A 14,758-nucleotide genomic window follows, 5' to 3' on the forward strand; every position below is an offset into this window, starting at 1 on the left:
TCCGCGCACCTCCGGGCGGGACGGTCCGCGAACCTCCGGGCATGGACCGCCCCGCCGGCCGGGAACTCCGTCAGGTCGTTCGCCGGGCCGCGTTCGGCGTGGGACACCGGCTCGGCCGGTCTCAGCCGTGCGAGAGGAGCGCCGCGGTGAGTTCGGCCGCGCGCCGGTGCCAGAGGTCCGCGCCCCGGAGCATGGCGTGGCCGCCGGTCGGCATCGGGATGCCCGCCGCGTCGGCGCCCGCCTCCCGGGCCCGGCGGACGAACTCCCAGGACTGCCGGGCCGAGGTGACCCGGTCGGTCTCGTCGTGGAGCAGGTAGAGGCGCCGGCCGCCGAGGTGGTCCACGGGCTCGTCGGCGGGGCACCACGGCGCGAGCGCGACGACCCCGCGCACGGCGGGGTCGCCCGCCGCGCGGAGGGCCGCCCGGCCGCCCATCGAGTGGCCGAGGAGCACGACGGGCACGGGCCCGGCCAGCTCCCGGAGCCGACCGAGCGCGACCTCGGCGTCCCGGGCGGCGTCGGCGCGCGCACCGTTCCAGCCGCGGTGGCGGTAGCGCACCTCGGCGACGAGGACCCCCCGGCCCCGGACGGCCCGGGCCACGGCACCGGCGAAGGGGCGCATGCGCAGCGCGGGCAGGTTGAGGGCGGGCGGCGGTTCGGGGCCCTCGGCGCGGCCGCCGTGGAGCAGCAGCACGGCGGCGGTGGGCACGGCGGGCGCGCTGCGGACGACGAGCGCGGTCGGATCGGCACGCCGGGTACGGCACAGCGTCATCGCGCGGCCTTCCCGCTCGGGCGGGCCGGGTGACCGGGCCGCTGCGCCATGGGACCTCCAGGGGTGGTGAGGACGGGACGACCGTGCGGGCCGAAGTCTGCCAGGCCGCCCGGCCTGTCAGGTACACCGCGCTCCCACCTCGCCGCAGTGGAGGTGCGGGGGGTGCCCCGCACGGAACCCGGCTCGGTTCGCACCCTCGACTCGAACGCGCGCACCCGCAAGGATGAGCGCCGTCGCTCCCCCGGCTCCGCTTGCGCGGCCGAGGAGACGGGGCGTCGGAAAGTGGTCGCCCCGGCCTGATCCGAAGGACAGGCCCCCGCCGTCGTCGCGTTCGAGCAGGGAGCCAGATGGGCAGCCGCCTGATCCGTCGTTGCCGCAACACCTTTCTCGTCACGGTGCTCGCCGTCGTGACCGCCGCCGCGCCCGGTGTGCCGGCCCCGTCGGGTGCCGCCGCCGTGCCCGCCTTCGACCCGAGGCCCGCCCGGGCGGCCCTGGAGCGCCTGCTGGACTCGCGGGCCGCCCAGTTCACCCTGATCCCCGTCGAGGAAGCGGACTCCGGGGCCTCCTTCTCGGTCTCCGGCGGGGCGGGCGCGATCCAGGTGCGGGGCACCTCGCCGGCCACGCTGCTCACCGGGGTGGGCTGGTACCTGGAGCGGGTCGCGGGGGTCGACATCGGCTGGCCGGGCGACAGCGTCGGCCGGCTGCCGGCCACGCTCCCCGCCGTCTCCGGCACGATCACCCGGTCGGCGGCCGTGCCCCACCGCTACGCCCTGAACGACACCGACGAGGGCTACTCCGGTGCGTACCGCGACTTCGCCTCGTACCGGCGCGACATCGACCTGATGGCGCTGCACGGCGTGAACGAGGTCTTCGTGCCGACCGGGGCCGAGTATCCGTACTACCGGGCGCTCCAGGAGTTCGGCTACGACGCGGCGGAGCTCCGTGCCTGGATCCCCGGTCCCGCACATCAGGCCTGGTGGCTGCTGCAGAACATGTCGGGCTTCGGCGGGCCGGTGTCCGAGCGGCTGATCGAGGCCCGGGCGACACTGGGCAGCCGGATCGCGGGACACCTGCGCGCCTTGGGGATGACTCCCGTGCTGCCGGGCTTCTTCGGCACGGTGCCGCCGGACTTCGCCGCCCGGAACCCGGGCGCGGTCACCGTCCCGCAGGGCAGATGGGTCGGGTTCGCCCGGCCCGACTGGCTGGATCCGACCGGGCCCGTCTTCGGTGAACTGGCGGCCGCCTACTACCGGGTGCAGCGGCACCGGTTCGGTGACAGCGACATGTTCAAGATGGACCTGCTGCACGAGGGCGGCACCCCCGGTCCCGTCGACGTCACGCGGGCGGCGGAGGCCGTCCAGGGGGCCCTGGACGCGGCGCACCCCGGTGCCACCTGGGTCATGCTCGGCTGGCAGAACAACCCTTCCGCGACGCTCCTGGAGGGTGTGGACCGCAGCCGGGTGCTGATCGTCGACGGCCTCTCCGACCGGTACGAGGGGCTGGACCGCGAGAAGCAGTGGGGCGGTACGCCGTACGCCTTCGGTGCGATCGCCAACTTCGGCGGGCACACCAGCCTGGGCGCCAACACCGGTGTGTGGACGGACCGTTTCCACGCCTGGCTGACCAGGTCCGGCAGCGCGCTGCGCGGCATCGCCTGGCTTCCTGAGGGCACCGGCGGGAACCCCGCCGCGTTCGACCTGTTCACCGAACTCGCCTGGGAGCCGGGCCCGGTCGACCGGCGCGCCTGGTTCGCGGGGTACGCGGCCCGGCGCTACGGCGGAGCCGACCCGCACGCGGCCGCCGCGTGGGAGCAGCTGCGCCTCGGCCCGTACAGCGGGGCTTCCGGCACGTGGAGCGAGCCGCAGGACAGCCTCTTCACGGCGCGGCCGAGCCTGACGGCGGCGAAGGCGGCGCGCTGGAGTCCGACCGCCATGCGGTACGACGCCCGCACGGTGGAACGCGCCCTGTCGGAGCTGCTCGAGGTGGCCCCGGCGCTGCGGACCTCGGACGCGTACCGCTACGACGTGGTGGACGTGGCGCGCCAGGCGCTCACCAACCGGGGCCGGGTCCTGCTGCCGCGGATCAAGGCCGCGTACGAGGCGAAGGATCTGGAGGGCTTCCGGGAGCTGGTGCGCGAGTGGAACGCCGACGAGGAACTGCTCGGACGGCTCGTCGCCTCCGACCGTCGTTTCCTGCTCGGCCCGTGGCTCGCCGACGCCCGCTCCTGGGGTGCCGACGCGGACGAGCGCGACCGGCTCGAGTACGACGCCCGCTCGATCCTCACCACCTGGGCCGACCGGGGGCCGAGCGAGACCGGCGGCCTGCACGACTACGCCAACCGTGAGTGGGCCGGTCTCGTCCGGGACGTGTACGCGCCGCGCTGGGCCGCGTACTTCGCCGGTCTCGACACGGCGCTCGTCCGGGGCACGGCGCCGGTCGCCGTCGACTGGTTCGCCCGCGAGGACGCCTGGGCCCACGGCCACCAGGCCTACCCGACGGTCCCGTCCGGTGACCCGGTCGCCCTGGCGGGCGAGGTCGGAGCGGCTCTGGCGCTGTCGTAGCCGGGAAGTAGGCTTCGGTCGACGAGGACGGGACGGGGACGGGGCGGGGGCGCAGATGGCAGACGGGACGGCGCGGAGGTGGGGATCCACCCTCGACTCGGTCGTGGTGTACGCGCAGGGCGCGCTCTGCCGGCGCCTGGCCCGGGGCACCGTGCCGCAGGACGGCCGGGTGCGGGTGACGGGGCTGCCCCGCTCGCTCGACCCGGGTTCGCTGCGGGCCCGGGTCCTGGGCGCCTCCGGGGGGCGGGTCACCGAGGCACGGGTGGAGGTCGAGGCGGAGCCGGGCGCCGCGGGCGCCCCCGACGACCTGCGGCGCGAGGTCGACCGGCTGCACGAGGCCCGCGCGGCGGCGCGGGCGCGCCGTGACCGGCAGCAGGGCCTGATCGCCGAGGTCAGCGCCCTGCGGCCCATTACGCCGAACCGTAAGCGCGACGACCCGCACCGCCGTACCCCGGTCGACGCGTGGCTGGAGCTCGCGGACTTCGTCGACGAACGCCTTGCGGGGCTCCACGCCCGGCTCGCCGAGCTCGACGAGGCCCTCCTGCTCGTCGAGCACGAGTTCGACGTCGCCTGCGACAGGCTCGACCGCGCCTCCACCGACGCGCCGTCGGCCCATGTCGAGACCACGGTCTGCGCCGTCCTGACCCTCGACGGCACGGCGGAGGCGGAGGAGGTGGAACTGGAGCTGGAGTACGGCGTTCCGGGTGCCGTCTGGGTGCCGACGTACCGCCTCACCCACCGTCAGGGCGACGGCAGCGGCCGTCTGGTGCTGCGCGCCTCGGTCGCCCAGCGCACCGGCGAGGACTGGACCGGGGTGCGCATCGCCCTGGCCACCGCCGATCTGCGGCGTCGCACCGATCTGCCGGCGCTCCGCTCGATCCGGATCGGACGCCGTCAGTCCGCGCCCGCGCCGTCCGGCTGGCGCGAGCCCCCGTCGGGGCTCGCCGACCTGTTCAGCGGGTACGAGGCGGCGGGGCCCGCGCCAAAGCCGTTCGGAGCCGGTTCCGCGGTGGCGGCCGGCGCGGTGGCGGGCGGCGCGGTACCCCTTCCCGTGGCGGCACCCGCCCCCGTGCCGCCTCCGCCTCCTGCCTTCACCGGGCCGCCGCAGCCCGGTGGCGCGTACGGCGCCGCCCCGGAGTTCCTCGGGGGCGGGGCGCCGGACGTCGCACGGGCCGCGGCGCCACGACCGGGCGGCCGGCCGCGCGCCGGTGGCAGGCCCGGCTTCGGGGCCCGGCCCCCCGTGCCCCAGGCTCCCGCGGCTCCGGGCGCTGCGGCGCCACCGCCGCCACCGCCGGCGGGTCCTCCGCAGCCGAGCGGTGCCGAACTCGACTACGCCGCCCTCGTGCTGGCCGGGCCCGAGGAGCCGGGCGCCCGCCGTGGCCGGCTGTTCCCCGGCTCCTCCTCCGACGCGGTGGCCGACGAGTACCGGCGCCGCGCCGAGGCGGTGGCGGGGCTGCCGCTGCCCGAGCACGCGGTGCGCCCCCGCACGTCGGCGGGTTCCTTCGACCACCGCTTCGACGCCGCCGCCCGTGCCGACGTGCCCTCGGACGGCACCTGGCACACCGTCACCGTCGGCGAGATCCCGGTCGTCCTGCAGACCGAGCACATCTGTGTGCCGTCCGTGGAGCAGACCGTGTACGCGTCCCTCGCTGTCTCCAACACCACCCGTCAGGCGCTGCTCGCCGGCCCGGTGGAGGTCACCGTCGACGACGACTACCTGCTGACCGCCGCCCTGCCCACGCTCGCGCCCGGCGCGGTCCGCCGCCTCGGACTCGGGGTCGCCGAGGGCATCCGCGTCACCCGCCGCACCCACCTCAAGGAGTCGACGGCGGGCCTGCGGAACAACGTCACCGTGCTCGACCACCGCGTCCACGTCGAGCTGGCCAACCGTCTCGCGGGGCCCGTCACCGTCGAGGTCCACGAGCGGGTGCCGGTCTCCTCCGAGCCGGACGTCCGCATCGAGGAGCGCGCCGACTGGACGGCACCCGAGGAGGGCACCGCGCCGGAGCACCACGCCCCGGGCACCCGCGTCTGGCGGGTGGAACTGCCCGCCGGCGGCACCGCCGCGCTCGACGGCGGCTACGAGATCCGCATCCCGGCCGGCAAGGCCCTGGTCGACGGCAACCGAAGGAGCTGACACCCACCATGTCCACGGACCTTCCGCCGATCGCCCTTCCCGTCACCGCCGTCACCTGCCTGGAGGACCGCGCCCACGTCGAGCGCACCGCCGTGCTCGACCTGGAGGCCGGCGTCCAGCGCCTGCGCCTCGGCCCGGTCGGCGCGCTCGCCGTCGACCGGACCCTGCACGCCGAACTGACCTCCGACCATCCGGCCACCGTGCTCGACGTACGGATCGTCCGCGCCTGGACGCCCCGCGGACCGGGCCGGCCCGCCGAGGAGGACTCCGCCCTCCGCCACCGCGAGCACGCCCTCGCAGAGGAGCGCCTGGCCGTGGAGCAGCGCCGTGACCGGCTGGGGGCCCGTCTCGACCTGCTCGCCCGGCTCGCCGGCGATCTGCTGCGGGAGATCGGCGAGGGCGCCGGGTTCGGCGAGTCCGAAGGGCCCCGCTGGGGCCGCGAACTGGACCGCGTGGACGCCGAACGCGACACGTGCGCCGAGGAACTCCGCGCCGCGGAGGCCCGGCTGACGGCCCTCGGCGCCGAACTGGCCGACATCCGGCGGGCGAGGGAGCTCTCCGAGGAGGAGCCCGCCGAGCTGGTCGCCCATGTCGAGCTGACCGTGGAGGCCGCGGCCGCCGGGCCCGTACGACTGCGGCTGAGCCACCTCACCCCGTGCGCGCTGTGGCGGCCGGCCTACCGGGCCGCGCTCGACGGGGACTCGCTGACCCTGGAGACCGACGCCGTGGTCTGGCAGCGGACCGGCGAGGACTGGTCGGACGTACGGCTGACGCTGTCGACCGCCCGGTCTGCGCTCGCCACCGATCCACCGCGGCTCGTCGAGGACCGGCTGACGCTCAAGGACCGCACCGCGGCGGAGCGCCGCACGATCGACGTCGAACTGCGCGAGGAGGAGATCTCAACGCTCGGCCCGGCCCCGGTGGTCGGCCTGCCGGGTGTGGACGACGGCGGCGAGGCGCGGGTCCTGCACTCCCCCGCGCCGGTCTCCGTGCCCGGGGACGGCCGGGCCCACCGGGTGCCGCTCTCCTCGTTCACGACGGCCGCGCGCAGCGAGTACGCCTGCTCGCCCGAGCTGTCCCCGCTGGTCACCCAGGTGGTGCGCTTCGACAACCTGTCCGGCCACGCGCTGCTCGCCGGGCCCGTGGACCTGGTCCGGGGCAGCGGATTCACCGGCCGCGGCACGCTGGACTTCACGGCCCCCGGCGCCGCCGTCGAGCTCGCCTTCGGCAGCCGCGACGACCACCGGGTGGTCCGGTACGCCGAGGAGTCCCGCGACACCACCGGCCTCACCCAGCGGACGGTGGTCACCCGCACGGTCCGGCTGCACCTGTCCCGGTTCTCACCGCCCGGGGAGCAGGGCGACCGGCTGATCGCCCTCCGGGAGCGGATCCCCGTCTCCGAGGTCTCGGCGGTGGAGGTGCGCCTGCGCAAGGAGGCGTGCTCCCCGGCACCCGACACGGTCGACGACGAAGGCATCGTCCACTGGGACGTCGCGCTTCCGCCCGGCGGCCGCCGTACGGTCACCCTGGTCTACGAACTGACGGCGACGTCCAAGGTCGCGGGGCTCTGAGCCCCGGGGGTCCGGGGCTCCGGTCTTCCGGGCGCCGGGGTTCCGAGCCCCGGGGTTCCGGGCGCCGCGCACCCTACCAGTGCGGCGCCCTCCCCATCCGGAACTCCCCCTACTCTCCACAACCGCACGGATGCGTGCGGTAGTCATGGGGGTGGGAGGAGTCATCTTGGTCTTCAGTCTGGGGCGCCGCCGCAAGGCCGCCACCGTCAGCGCCTGTCCGTTCACGTCCACGCCCGTACCCCCGCCCGGCGGGTGGGCCGCACCACCGCACGTACACGCATCTCCCGTGGCGGACCGTCGGGAGGCGGAGAGCTTCGTCCGGCAGTTCCACCACGAGCAGCCCGACGCCGGGGACGTGGAGCGCCGGGTCAGGGAGGTGCTCGCCGAGATCGACCGGACCGGTACGTACGCGCACACCCCGGACGAGCTCTCCTTCGGCGCCCGTGTCGCATGGCGCAACGCCGCCCGCTGCATCGGCAGGCTCTACTGGCGCAGCCTCGTGGTGCGCGACCTGCGGGACGTCACGGCGGCCGACGACATCGCCGCCCACTGCTTCGAGCACCTGAGGCTCGCCGGGAACGGCGGCCGGATCCGCCCGGTGATCTCGGTGTTCGCCCCCGACCGGCCGGGCCGTCCCGCGCCGCGGATCGTCAACGACCAGCTGGTCCGCTACGCGGGGCACCGCACCCCCGAGGGCCGCTGGATCGGCGACCCGCGCGGCGCCGCGTCGACCGCCCGCGCCCGTGGCCTCGGCTGGAAGCGGGACGAGGACCCTTTCCAGGTACTCCCGTTGATGGTGGAGGAGCGTCCGGGCACGCTGCCGGAGTGGTACGAGGTGCCGGAGGGTTCCGTCATGGAGGTGCCGCTCCGGCATCCGGACCACGTATGGTTCGCGGAGCTCGGGCTGCGCTGGTACGCGGTGCCGGCGATCAGCGACATGACGCTGGAGATCGGCGGGGTCCACTATCCGGCGGCGCCCTTCAACGGCTGGTACATGGGGACGGAGATAGGCGCCCGCAACCTCGCCGACGCCGAGCGGTACGACCTCCTCCCGGTGGTCGCCGACCGCCTCGGCCTCGACCGCTCCTCGGAGCGCACGCTGTGGCGGGACCGGGCGCTCGTCGAACTGAACGTGGCGGTGCTGCACTCCTTCCAGCTGGCCGGGGTGACGATGGCGGACCATCACACCGAGTCCGAGCGGTTCCTGCGGCACATCGCCCAGGAGAGCCGGTACGGCAGGCCCGTGCCGGCCGACTGGAGCTGGATCGTCCCACCCGTGTCCGGCTCCACGACTCCGGTGTTCCACCGGTACTACGACCCGGTGGACACGTCGCTGCGGCCCGCCTTCCTCGCCCGGGAGCAGTCCCGGGAGCAGTAGGGAGGAGCGCTCCCCGTCCGATGACCGGAAGGCCGTTGGCCGGATCGTCGGAGTCGGGCGCCGTCAGTGTGGAGGGGCGGCTCCGGGCCGGGCGGGAGTCAGCCCCTCACGATCCCGTGCCATCGGCCCCCGGCACGGTCCGTTCGTGCACCTCTGCCGAGTGGTCCCGCCGGAAGGGAAGGAGGACGCTGGAACTGAGCGCGTCCGGGCTCCCGGGCGCCCGAACGGAGCGCCCGCCCGGCCGGGAAAGGCCGCGTCATGCGCATGCTGCTGAAGGTTCAGATGGACACCCAGGCCTCCAACGAGGCCATCAAGCAGGGCAAGCTGCTGAAGCTCATGGAGGGAGCGGTCGAGGAACTCGACGCGGAAGCCGCCTACTTCACCGTCGAGAACGGCTGTCGGACCGGCTACATCTTCTTCGACCTGGCCGACCCCTCCCAGATGCCGAAGATCTCGGAACCGTTCTTCATGGAAGTCGGCGCCAAGATCCACTACTCGCCGGTCATGAACGCGGAGGACCTCCACAAGGGCATCTCGGCGATCACGCCCTCGTGACGGGCTTTTCCCAAATCAGGGAGTACCGGCGAAGCACGTGCCGGCGGTACCGCACGCCGGGGAGCAGCCCTCGCGCCACGGCGCGCACTTCTCCGTAGCTCGTCCGCGGCTCGGCGACGGGCATGCCCTCCGGATCGCGCGCGCCGCGCAGCACCTTGGTGATCCGGACGACCGGGGCGGCGGCGATCCTCGCCGTCCAGTCGGCGACGCCCGCGTCACGGGCCAGGCCGACCACCACCAGCGTGCCCCCGGGACGCAGCAGTTCACGCATGCGGGCCAGGGCGGCCCCGAGGTCCACGTGATGGACGGTGGTCACCGAGCAGATGAAGTCGTAGCCCTCGGCGGGCAGGTCCGCGGTCAGGAAGTCGCCTTCCACGAAGGCGGGTTCCGGACGGCCGTCGGAGGACCCGCGGGCGCGGGCGATCATGTCCGGGGACAGGTCGATCCCGGTGACGTGCCGCGCCCGTGCGGTGAGTTTCCGCGCGAGCAGGCCGTCGCCGCAGCCGATGTCCAGGGCGTCGCCGCAGCCCTCCGGGACGGCCCGCAGGATGCCCGCGTGCCGGGCGACGTTGGTGTTCCAGTACGGCTCCGGGGCGGCCTCGCGCATCGGGCCATCGTAGGCCGGTGCACCGGTTCGCGGGCTCAGGCGGCCTTCTCACGGCCGACGTGCCGGACGACCTCGCAGTCGTCGAGGATCACCAGGCCCTCGTCGACCATCTCGTCGAGCTGGGGCAGGAAGGCGCGGATCTTCTGTTCGGTGTCGACGATGACCACGGCCACGGGGAGGTCCTCGCTCAGCGAGAGGAGCCGCTGGGTGTGGATCAGGGAGGAGGCGCCGAAGCCCTCGATGCCGCGGAACACGCTCGCACCGGCGAGGCCCGCCTCGCGTGCCCGGCCGACGATCTGGGTGTAGAGCGGCTTGTGGTGCCACAGGTCGCTCTCCCCCACGAAGACCGTCACCCGCAGGGCCCTGCCCGTCAGCCTGGTCATACTTCGAGTCTACGGTCGTGCCTCCGGAGGGAGGGGCCGGCCGGGACGCCGGCCCCTCCCCTGACGGTGGTCCGTCAGCAGCCGCTCGTGAGCCAGCGGCAGGCGGTGATCAGCGCGGCGGCGTGCTCCTCGCCGCGGGCGTCCTCGGTGCGGACCTCCTCGGGCAGGACCTGCAGGGCATCGATGTCGTACTCCGTCATGACGGTCTCCTTCTTCGGGTGTGATCGGATGTTTCCGTGGGACGCCGGCGGCCTGGGGCCGCCGGACACTCAGGGGTGGGCCGGCCCGTCCTCGGGCAGCCAGGCCCGCGGGCCTCCGCACCGCATGCGCAGCAGCAGGGAGAGGCTTCCGGCGAGGCCGGTGGCGTACTCGGCGAGGACGGTCCTGCGGTTCTCGTCGGGCACCAGGAGGCGTCCGTCGCGCAGGACGGCCTGGGCGGCCAGGTGCTCGACGAGTAGTTCGGCGGCGGCGCGGTGGCTCTCGTCGCCGGTCCGTTCGGCGGCGTCGAGGAGGAACTCGGCGTTCCCCGCGAGCCCGTGGCAGGTGGCCGGCGAGTCGGTCGCCCTGCCTGCCCGCACCGCGAGCGCCGCACCGTCCACCAGCTCGCGCACGGCCTCGTCGGACGTGCCGGTCGCCGCCCAGAGCCGGACCAGGAAGGTGCCGACGCCGGAGGAACCGCTGCACCAGTGCCGGGCGAGCTCCGGGGAGTCGGAGAGGTGGCGGGCCCGGTCGACGGGCCACAGCGTCCCCGCCGGTCCGCTGCGGGCGGCGGTCACGAGGGTGGCCCCCGCCTCGGTGGCCGCGGCGAGGAACCGTTCCTCCCCGGCGGCCTCCGCCGCGAGCAGGAGGAACGTGCCGACCCCGGCCACGCCGTGCGCGAAGCCGTAGTGCCAGGCTCCGGCCAGCGCCGACCCGTAGTCCTCCGGCACCGGCCAGAAGACCCCTTCGGGGGTGCGCCGCGCCGAGTCGAGCAGTCCGTCCGCGGTCTCGGCGGCGCGGTCCAGGAACCGCGGGTCCCCGGTGGTGCGCCAGAAGTGCAGCTGTGCGAGGCCGGAGCCGGCCACGCCGTGGCAGACGTCCGGGTTGGGCCCGTGCACGGGCAGACCGAGGGCAAGGGCGACGGCCCGGTCCGTCAGGGCCGTGTCGTCCAGGGCCCGGGCGGCGTCGAGCAGGGCCCAGGCCGTGCCCGCACGCCCGAAGTGCAGCCCCGGGAGCGCGCTCGGCAGCGTCTCCTGCCGCTCCGCCGTCCAGCGGGCGGCGGAGCGGAGGCCTTCGGTGAGTGCGTCACGGGTCACGGCACCGTTCACGGAGGTGGAGAGCCCCGCGTCCCAGTGGCCCAGCGCCCGGGCGAGCAGGGCGACGCCGCCGGCCGAGCCGTGCTGCACGGCCACCGGGTCGCAGGTCCCGCCGAACGAGTCCGAGGCCCACAGCCGTTCGGGGTCGTGCGGACGCATCGTGGCCAGCAGGTGGGCGATGCCGTCGTGCAGGAGACGCGCACGCGTGGCCGCCGCGTCCGGGGACGCCCCGGAGGCCCGGCCCGCGTCCGGGTGTTCCCCCGAGCCCCCGTCGGCCCCTCGGCCTCCGTCGAGGAACTCCCGTGCCCGGTCCAGGGTCCAGCGGTCTTCGGGTGCGTCCCGCATCAGCCCCCGGATCAGCGGTGAGAAGCGTCGTACGGGCGGATGGTCGCGGGCCAGGAGGTCGACGAGGTCCGCCAGGCGCCGTTCGTCCGGTCGGGCCGTCTCCTGCGGGAGGTCCTCCGCGAAGAGCGGGTCGGCGCCGCTCAGGGCGTGCAGGACGGTGGCGCCGAGGGCGTACAGGTCGACGCTCGGCGGCAGGGCGGGGGCCACCTGGTCGGTGGCGCGCAGCTCGGGGGCGGTGTAGCCGGGGGTGGCGCCGAGCACCCACCGTTCCCCTTCCCCGGCCGCCATCTCCAGGTCGATGAGGACGAGCCGTCCGTCCGGGGTGACCATGACGTTGTTGGGGTTGAAGTCGTGCAGGGTGACGCCGAGTTCATGGGCGGTGGCGACGAGCTCGACGAGCTGCCGGACCAGGGAGTCGGCCGTGCGGTCGTCGGGGCAGCCGCCGCCGTCCCGTGCGAGGCGCTCGGCGACGGTGCGCCGGAGCGTCGCCCCGGGGACCGACGCGGTGGCCAGGAACACGCTGCCCTGCTGCTCGAACACCTCGACCGGCTCGGGGACCCGGTCGGGGCACACCCGCCCGAACCGTTCGAGCAGCGCGGCCTCGCGGCGCAACAGGTCCCGGACGTCGAGGCCTTCGAGACCGGCGCCCACATGGGGCCGCGCCTGCTTGACGACGACCTGCGCGCCGGTGCGGGTGTCCTCGGCCCGGAACACCCCGCCCTTGTTGGAGTGCTGGATCGCGCCCCGTACGAGGAAGCGGTCGCCGAGCAGGACGGGCCTGGCCGTGGCCGTGCTGCGGGCGGGTGCGGCGGGACGGTCGGGGAACGGGTCTCCGGCCCAGTCCGGCGGGCTGAACCAGGCGTTGCGCTCGTCGGCGACCGGCCGGCCCCCGGGGTCGGTGAGGCGGGCGGCGAAGGAGCCGTCGGGCGTCAGTTCCCGGACGCCCTTGAACACTCCGTACCGGTAGAAGACCTGGCTGCCGGGGCGGTAGCGCCGGTCGGAGAGGACGGCGGGTCCTGGCAGGCCCTCGGTGGCCCGGTGGAGTTCCTCGGCGAGCCGCCGGAACTGCTCGTCGTCGGCCGGGTACACGGTCAGGAACTTGCCGCCCCCGCCGCGCGCGAAGCGCCCGGACACCAGCGCGGCCGCCTTGGCCGGAGTCCCGGCGAACTTGAAGGCGGCGCGGTGGGCCACGAGCACCTCGGCGGACCGGGCCAGGACCAGGGGCGCCGAGAGCGGGGTGGCCGGGACGTGGAGCTTCCAGCCCTGGGCCCGCGCGACGGCCCCGCCGGGCACGACGTGGCACCAGAACTCACCTGGTTCGACGCTCCAGTCCGAGCGCTCGGCCTCGGGTGTGCTCCGGGCGATCACGGCGTGCACGATGTCGGTCAACAGGGCCCGGTCCGCGGCGCTTTCGGCGCGCGACCGCCGGGGGCCGGCCGGGGCGGGATTCGTGGTGGGTGACGACACGCTCTTCGTCCTCGTGTTTCGCAGGGGTGACGAGTGGGAGGGCAGCGCGTCCCTACTGCTCGGGCCGGACGTACTCGTCGCCCCAACTGGTGTCCATGAGGCCCGCGGCGACCGTCCGCGTCGTCTCCCGTGCGTCGTCCGCCGGGGCGACGGCCGTTCCGCCGGCGAACAGGACGGCGAGGAGAAGGAGGCAGCGGACGGCAACGGACATGGTGCGGCTCCTGGTTCGGGAGAGGAGTGGGGCGGGCGGGAAGCTCCGTGTCTGGCGCGTTCACGCCGTATGTCGGCCTGATGGGGTTTCCCTCGGCCGGACACCACCAGTTCATCCCGGCGAGCCCGCTTGGTCCAGCGCCATGACCTGGCAATACCCTGCATGGCACGGAAGTAGCAGGGCCGCATCACGGGGGAAATGCGTGACTACTGGGGTGGATGTGGACGGAATGCCTCGGCTGGACGCCGGGGCCGTCGCCGTCTTCGCGTACGTACTGGAGCACGGGGGCCTCGCGAACCGGCAGCCGGACGGGCTTCCCGACCTCGGTCTCGGCCGGGAGGAGGTGGAGGCCGCCTGCCGCACCCTGCGGCGGCTCCGTCTCCTCCGTCCGGCGCCCGGCCGGCCCGAGGAACTGATCCCGGTGAACCCGGACGCCGCCGCGGCGGAAGTGGTCGGCCCGCTGGAGGCGGAGCTCGCGCGGGCCGCCGCGCACGCCCAGTCGCTCCGCGACGATCTGCACTCCCTGATGCCGAGGTACCGCGCCGCCCGGCGCGAACAGGGCCGCCGGGAGGGCTTCGACGTGCTGCCCGACATGGCCTCCGCCTCCGCGATGCTCACCGAGGAGTCGGCCCGCTGCCGGGAGGAGGTGTTCAGCATCCAGCCCGGCGGCGGGCGGGCGGCGCACCGCCTCGGGGACGCCGTCGAGCGAGACCTGGCGATGCTCCGGCGGGGCGTGCGAATGCGCACGCTGTACCAGCACTCGGCACGGTCCAGCCTGTCCACCCAGGGGTACGTGGAGCGGCTCACCGAGGCGGGCGCCGAGTACCGCACCGCCGCCGAACTGCCCGACCGGGCCGTGGTGTTCGACCGGTCCGTGGCCTTCCTGCCCCGGCGTGCCGACGGCGGTGCGGGCGAGGGGGCCGTCCTCGTCCGGGACCCCGACGTGGTGGCGTACCTCTGCCGGGTGTTCGAACAGCACTGGTCGGGGGCGGTGCCGTTCCGGGGCACCAGCGAGGCCGCGTACAAGGAGGTCGGGCCCAGCCTTCGGCGGGCGCTCGTGGGGCTGCTCGCGGAGGGCGCCAAGGACGAGGTGATCGCCCGTCGGATGGGGATGTCCCTGCGCACCTGTCGCCGTCACATCGCCGATCTCCTGGAGGAGTTGGGGGCGGAGAGCCGCTTCCAGGGCGGTGCGCTCGCGGAGCGCGCCGGGCTCACGGGCGCGGAGGTCGGGACGGAGGCGTCCGAAGGCGCGGACCACCGATAGGGTGCCCTCCTGCAAACAGTGTTCTGCGTGGGGAGACATGGGTTTCATGGGCGGTCAGCAAGCGGACCGGGGCGGCTCCGAGGTGTTCAAGGCGCTGGAGGCGGACGACCCGACGACGGTCGCCGGGTGTGTACGACAGGTACACCTTGCCCATGCCGCCGGCGCCGAGCCGGGCGGCGAGCCGATAGCCGGCGACCGTCGTCGGGTCGTCCGCC

12 protein-coding genes are annotated in these 14,758 nt (G+C 75.0%); 6 read left to right on the top strand and 6 right to left on the bottom strand.

Annotation, left to right across the window (positions count from 1 at the left end; translation table 11 throughout):
• Positions 1 to 121: 121 nt before the first annotated feature.
• The gene (locus tag CCN56_RS15665; RefSeq protein ID WP_107484160.1) at positions 122 to 769 is read right to left on the bottom strand and encodes an alpha/beta fold hydrolase; all 648 of its coding nucleotides are present in this window, start codon (positions 767 to 769) and stop codon (positions 122 to 124) included.
• 347 nt (positions 770 to 1,116) lie between these two features.
• Between CCN56_RS15665 and CCN56_RS15670 the strand changes: the two genes are divergently transcribed.
• The 5 genes from CCN56_RS15670 (at position 1,117) to CCN56_RS15690 (ending at position 8,971) form a co-directional block, all read left to right on the top strand.
• Entirely contained in the window at positions 1,117 to 3,330 is a 2,214-nt protein-coding gene (locus CCN56_RS15670; protein ID WP_086827434.1) for an alpha-N-acetylglucosaminidase, read from the top strand.
• Positions 3,331 to 3,385: 55 nt separating this feature from the next.
• On the top strand, positions 3,386 to 5,467 hold the full coding sequence (locus CCN56_RS15675; RefSeq protein ID WP_086827436.1) for a DUF4139 domain-containing protein: 2,082 nt from the start codon (positions 3,386 to 3,388) through the stop codon (positions 5,465 to 5,467).
• An 8-nt stretch (positions 5,468 to 5,475) separates the two neighbouring features.
• Complete coding sequence (locus tag CCN56_RS15680) at positions 5,476 to 7,038, top strand: DUF4139 domain-containing protein (protein WP_086827438.1); 1,563 nt, start codon at positions 5,476 to 5,478, stop codon at positions 7,036 to 7,038.
• Positions 7,039 to 7,183: 145 nt separating this feature from the next.
• Positions 7,184 to 8,416: a nitric oxide synthase oxygenase gene (locus CCN56_RS15685; RefSeq protein WP_086827439.1), complete on the top strand. Its 1,233-nt coding sequence runs from the start codon at positions 7,184 to 7,186 to the stop codon at positions 8,414 to 8,416.
• Positions 8,417 to 8,680: 264 nt separating this feature from the next.
• Positions 8,681 to 8,971, top strand: coding sequence for a hypothetical protein (locus tag CCN56_RS15690; protein ID WP_373412857.1), 291 nt, complete (start codon positions 8,681 to 8,683; stop codon positions 8,969 to 8,971).
• On the opposite strand, the gene CCN56_RS15695 is transcribed toward CCN56_RS15690, so the two are convergent.
• The 5 genes from CCN56_RS15695 to CCN56_RS43205 all read right to left on the bottom strand — a co-directional run bounded on the left by CCN56_RS15695 (position 8,958) and on the right by CCN56_RS43205 (position 13,279).
• On the bottom strand, positions 8,958 to 9,578 hold the full coding sequence (locus tag CCN56_RS15695; RefSeq protein ID WP_086827443.1) for a bifunctional 2-polyprenyl-6-hydroxyphenol methylase/3-demethylubiquinol 3-O-methyltransferase UbiG: 621 nt from the start codon (positions 9,576 to 9,578) through the stop codon (positions 8,958 to 8,960). The genes CCN56_RS15690 and CCN56_RS15695 overlap by 14 nt on opposite strands.
• 35 nt (positions 9,579 to 9,613) lie before the next feature.
• Positions 9,614 to 9,961, bottom strand: a complete 348-nt coding sequence (locus tag CCN56_RS15700) for a DUF190 domain-containing protein (protein WP_086827445.1) — start codon at positions 9,959 to 9,961, stop codon at positions 9,614 to 9,616.
• Positions 9,962 to 10,035: 74 nt separating this feature from the next.
• Positions 10,036 to 10,161 (bottom strand): hypothetical protein, encoded by a 126-nt coding sequence (locus tag CCN56_RS44580; protein WP_255325155.1) that lies wholly within the window; start codon positions 10,159 to 10,161, stop codon positions 10,036 to 10,038.
• 69 nt (positions 10,162 to 10,230) lie between these two features.
• On the bottom strand, positions 10,231 to 12,990 hold the full coding sequence (gene lanL / locus CCN56_RS15705; RefSeq protein ID WP_179199857.1) for a class IV lanthionine synthetase LanL: 2,760 nt from the start codon (positions 12,988 to 12,990) through the stop codon (positions 10,231 to 10,233).
• Positions 12,991 to 13,120: 130 nt separating this feature from the next.
• Positions 13,121 to 13,279, bottom strand: a complete 159-nt coding sequence (locus CCN56_RS43205; protein WP_179199858.1) for a hypothetical protein — start codon at positions 13,277 to 13,279, stop codon at positions 13,121 to 13,123.
• 229 nt (positions 13,280 to 13,508) lie between these two features.
• Here CCN56_RS43205 and CCN56_RS15710 point away from each other — a divergent pair, with 229 nt between their 5' ends.
• On the top strand, positions 13,509 to 14,543 hold the full coding sequence (locus CCN56_RS15710; RefSeq protein WP_086827449.1) for a hypothetical protein: 1,035 nt from the start codon (positions 13,509 to 13,511) through the stop codon (positions 14,541 to 14,543).
• Positions 14,544 to 14,758: the final 215 nt, after the last annotated feature.

This window comes from Streptomyces sp. NRRL B-24572 (assembly GCF_002156145.1).
Taxonomy (GTDB): Bacteria; Actinomycetota; Actinomycetes; order Streptomycetales; family Streptomycetaceae; genus Streptomyces; species Streptomyces vietnamensis.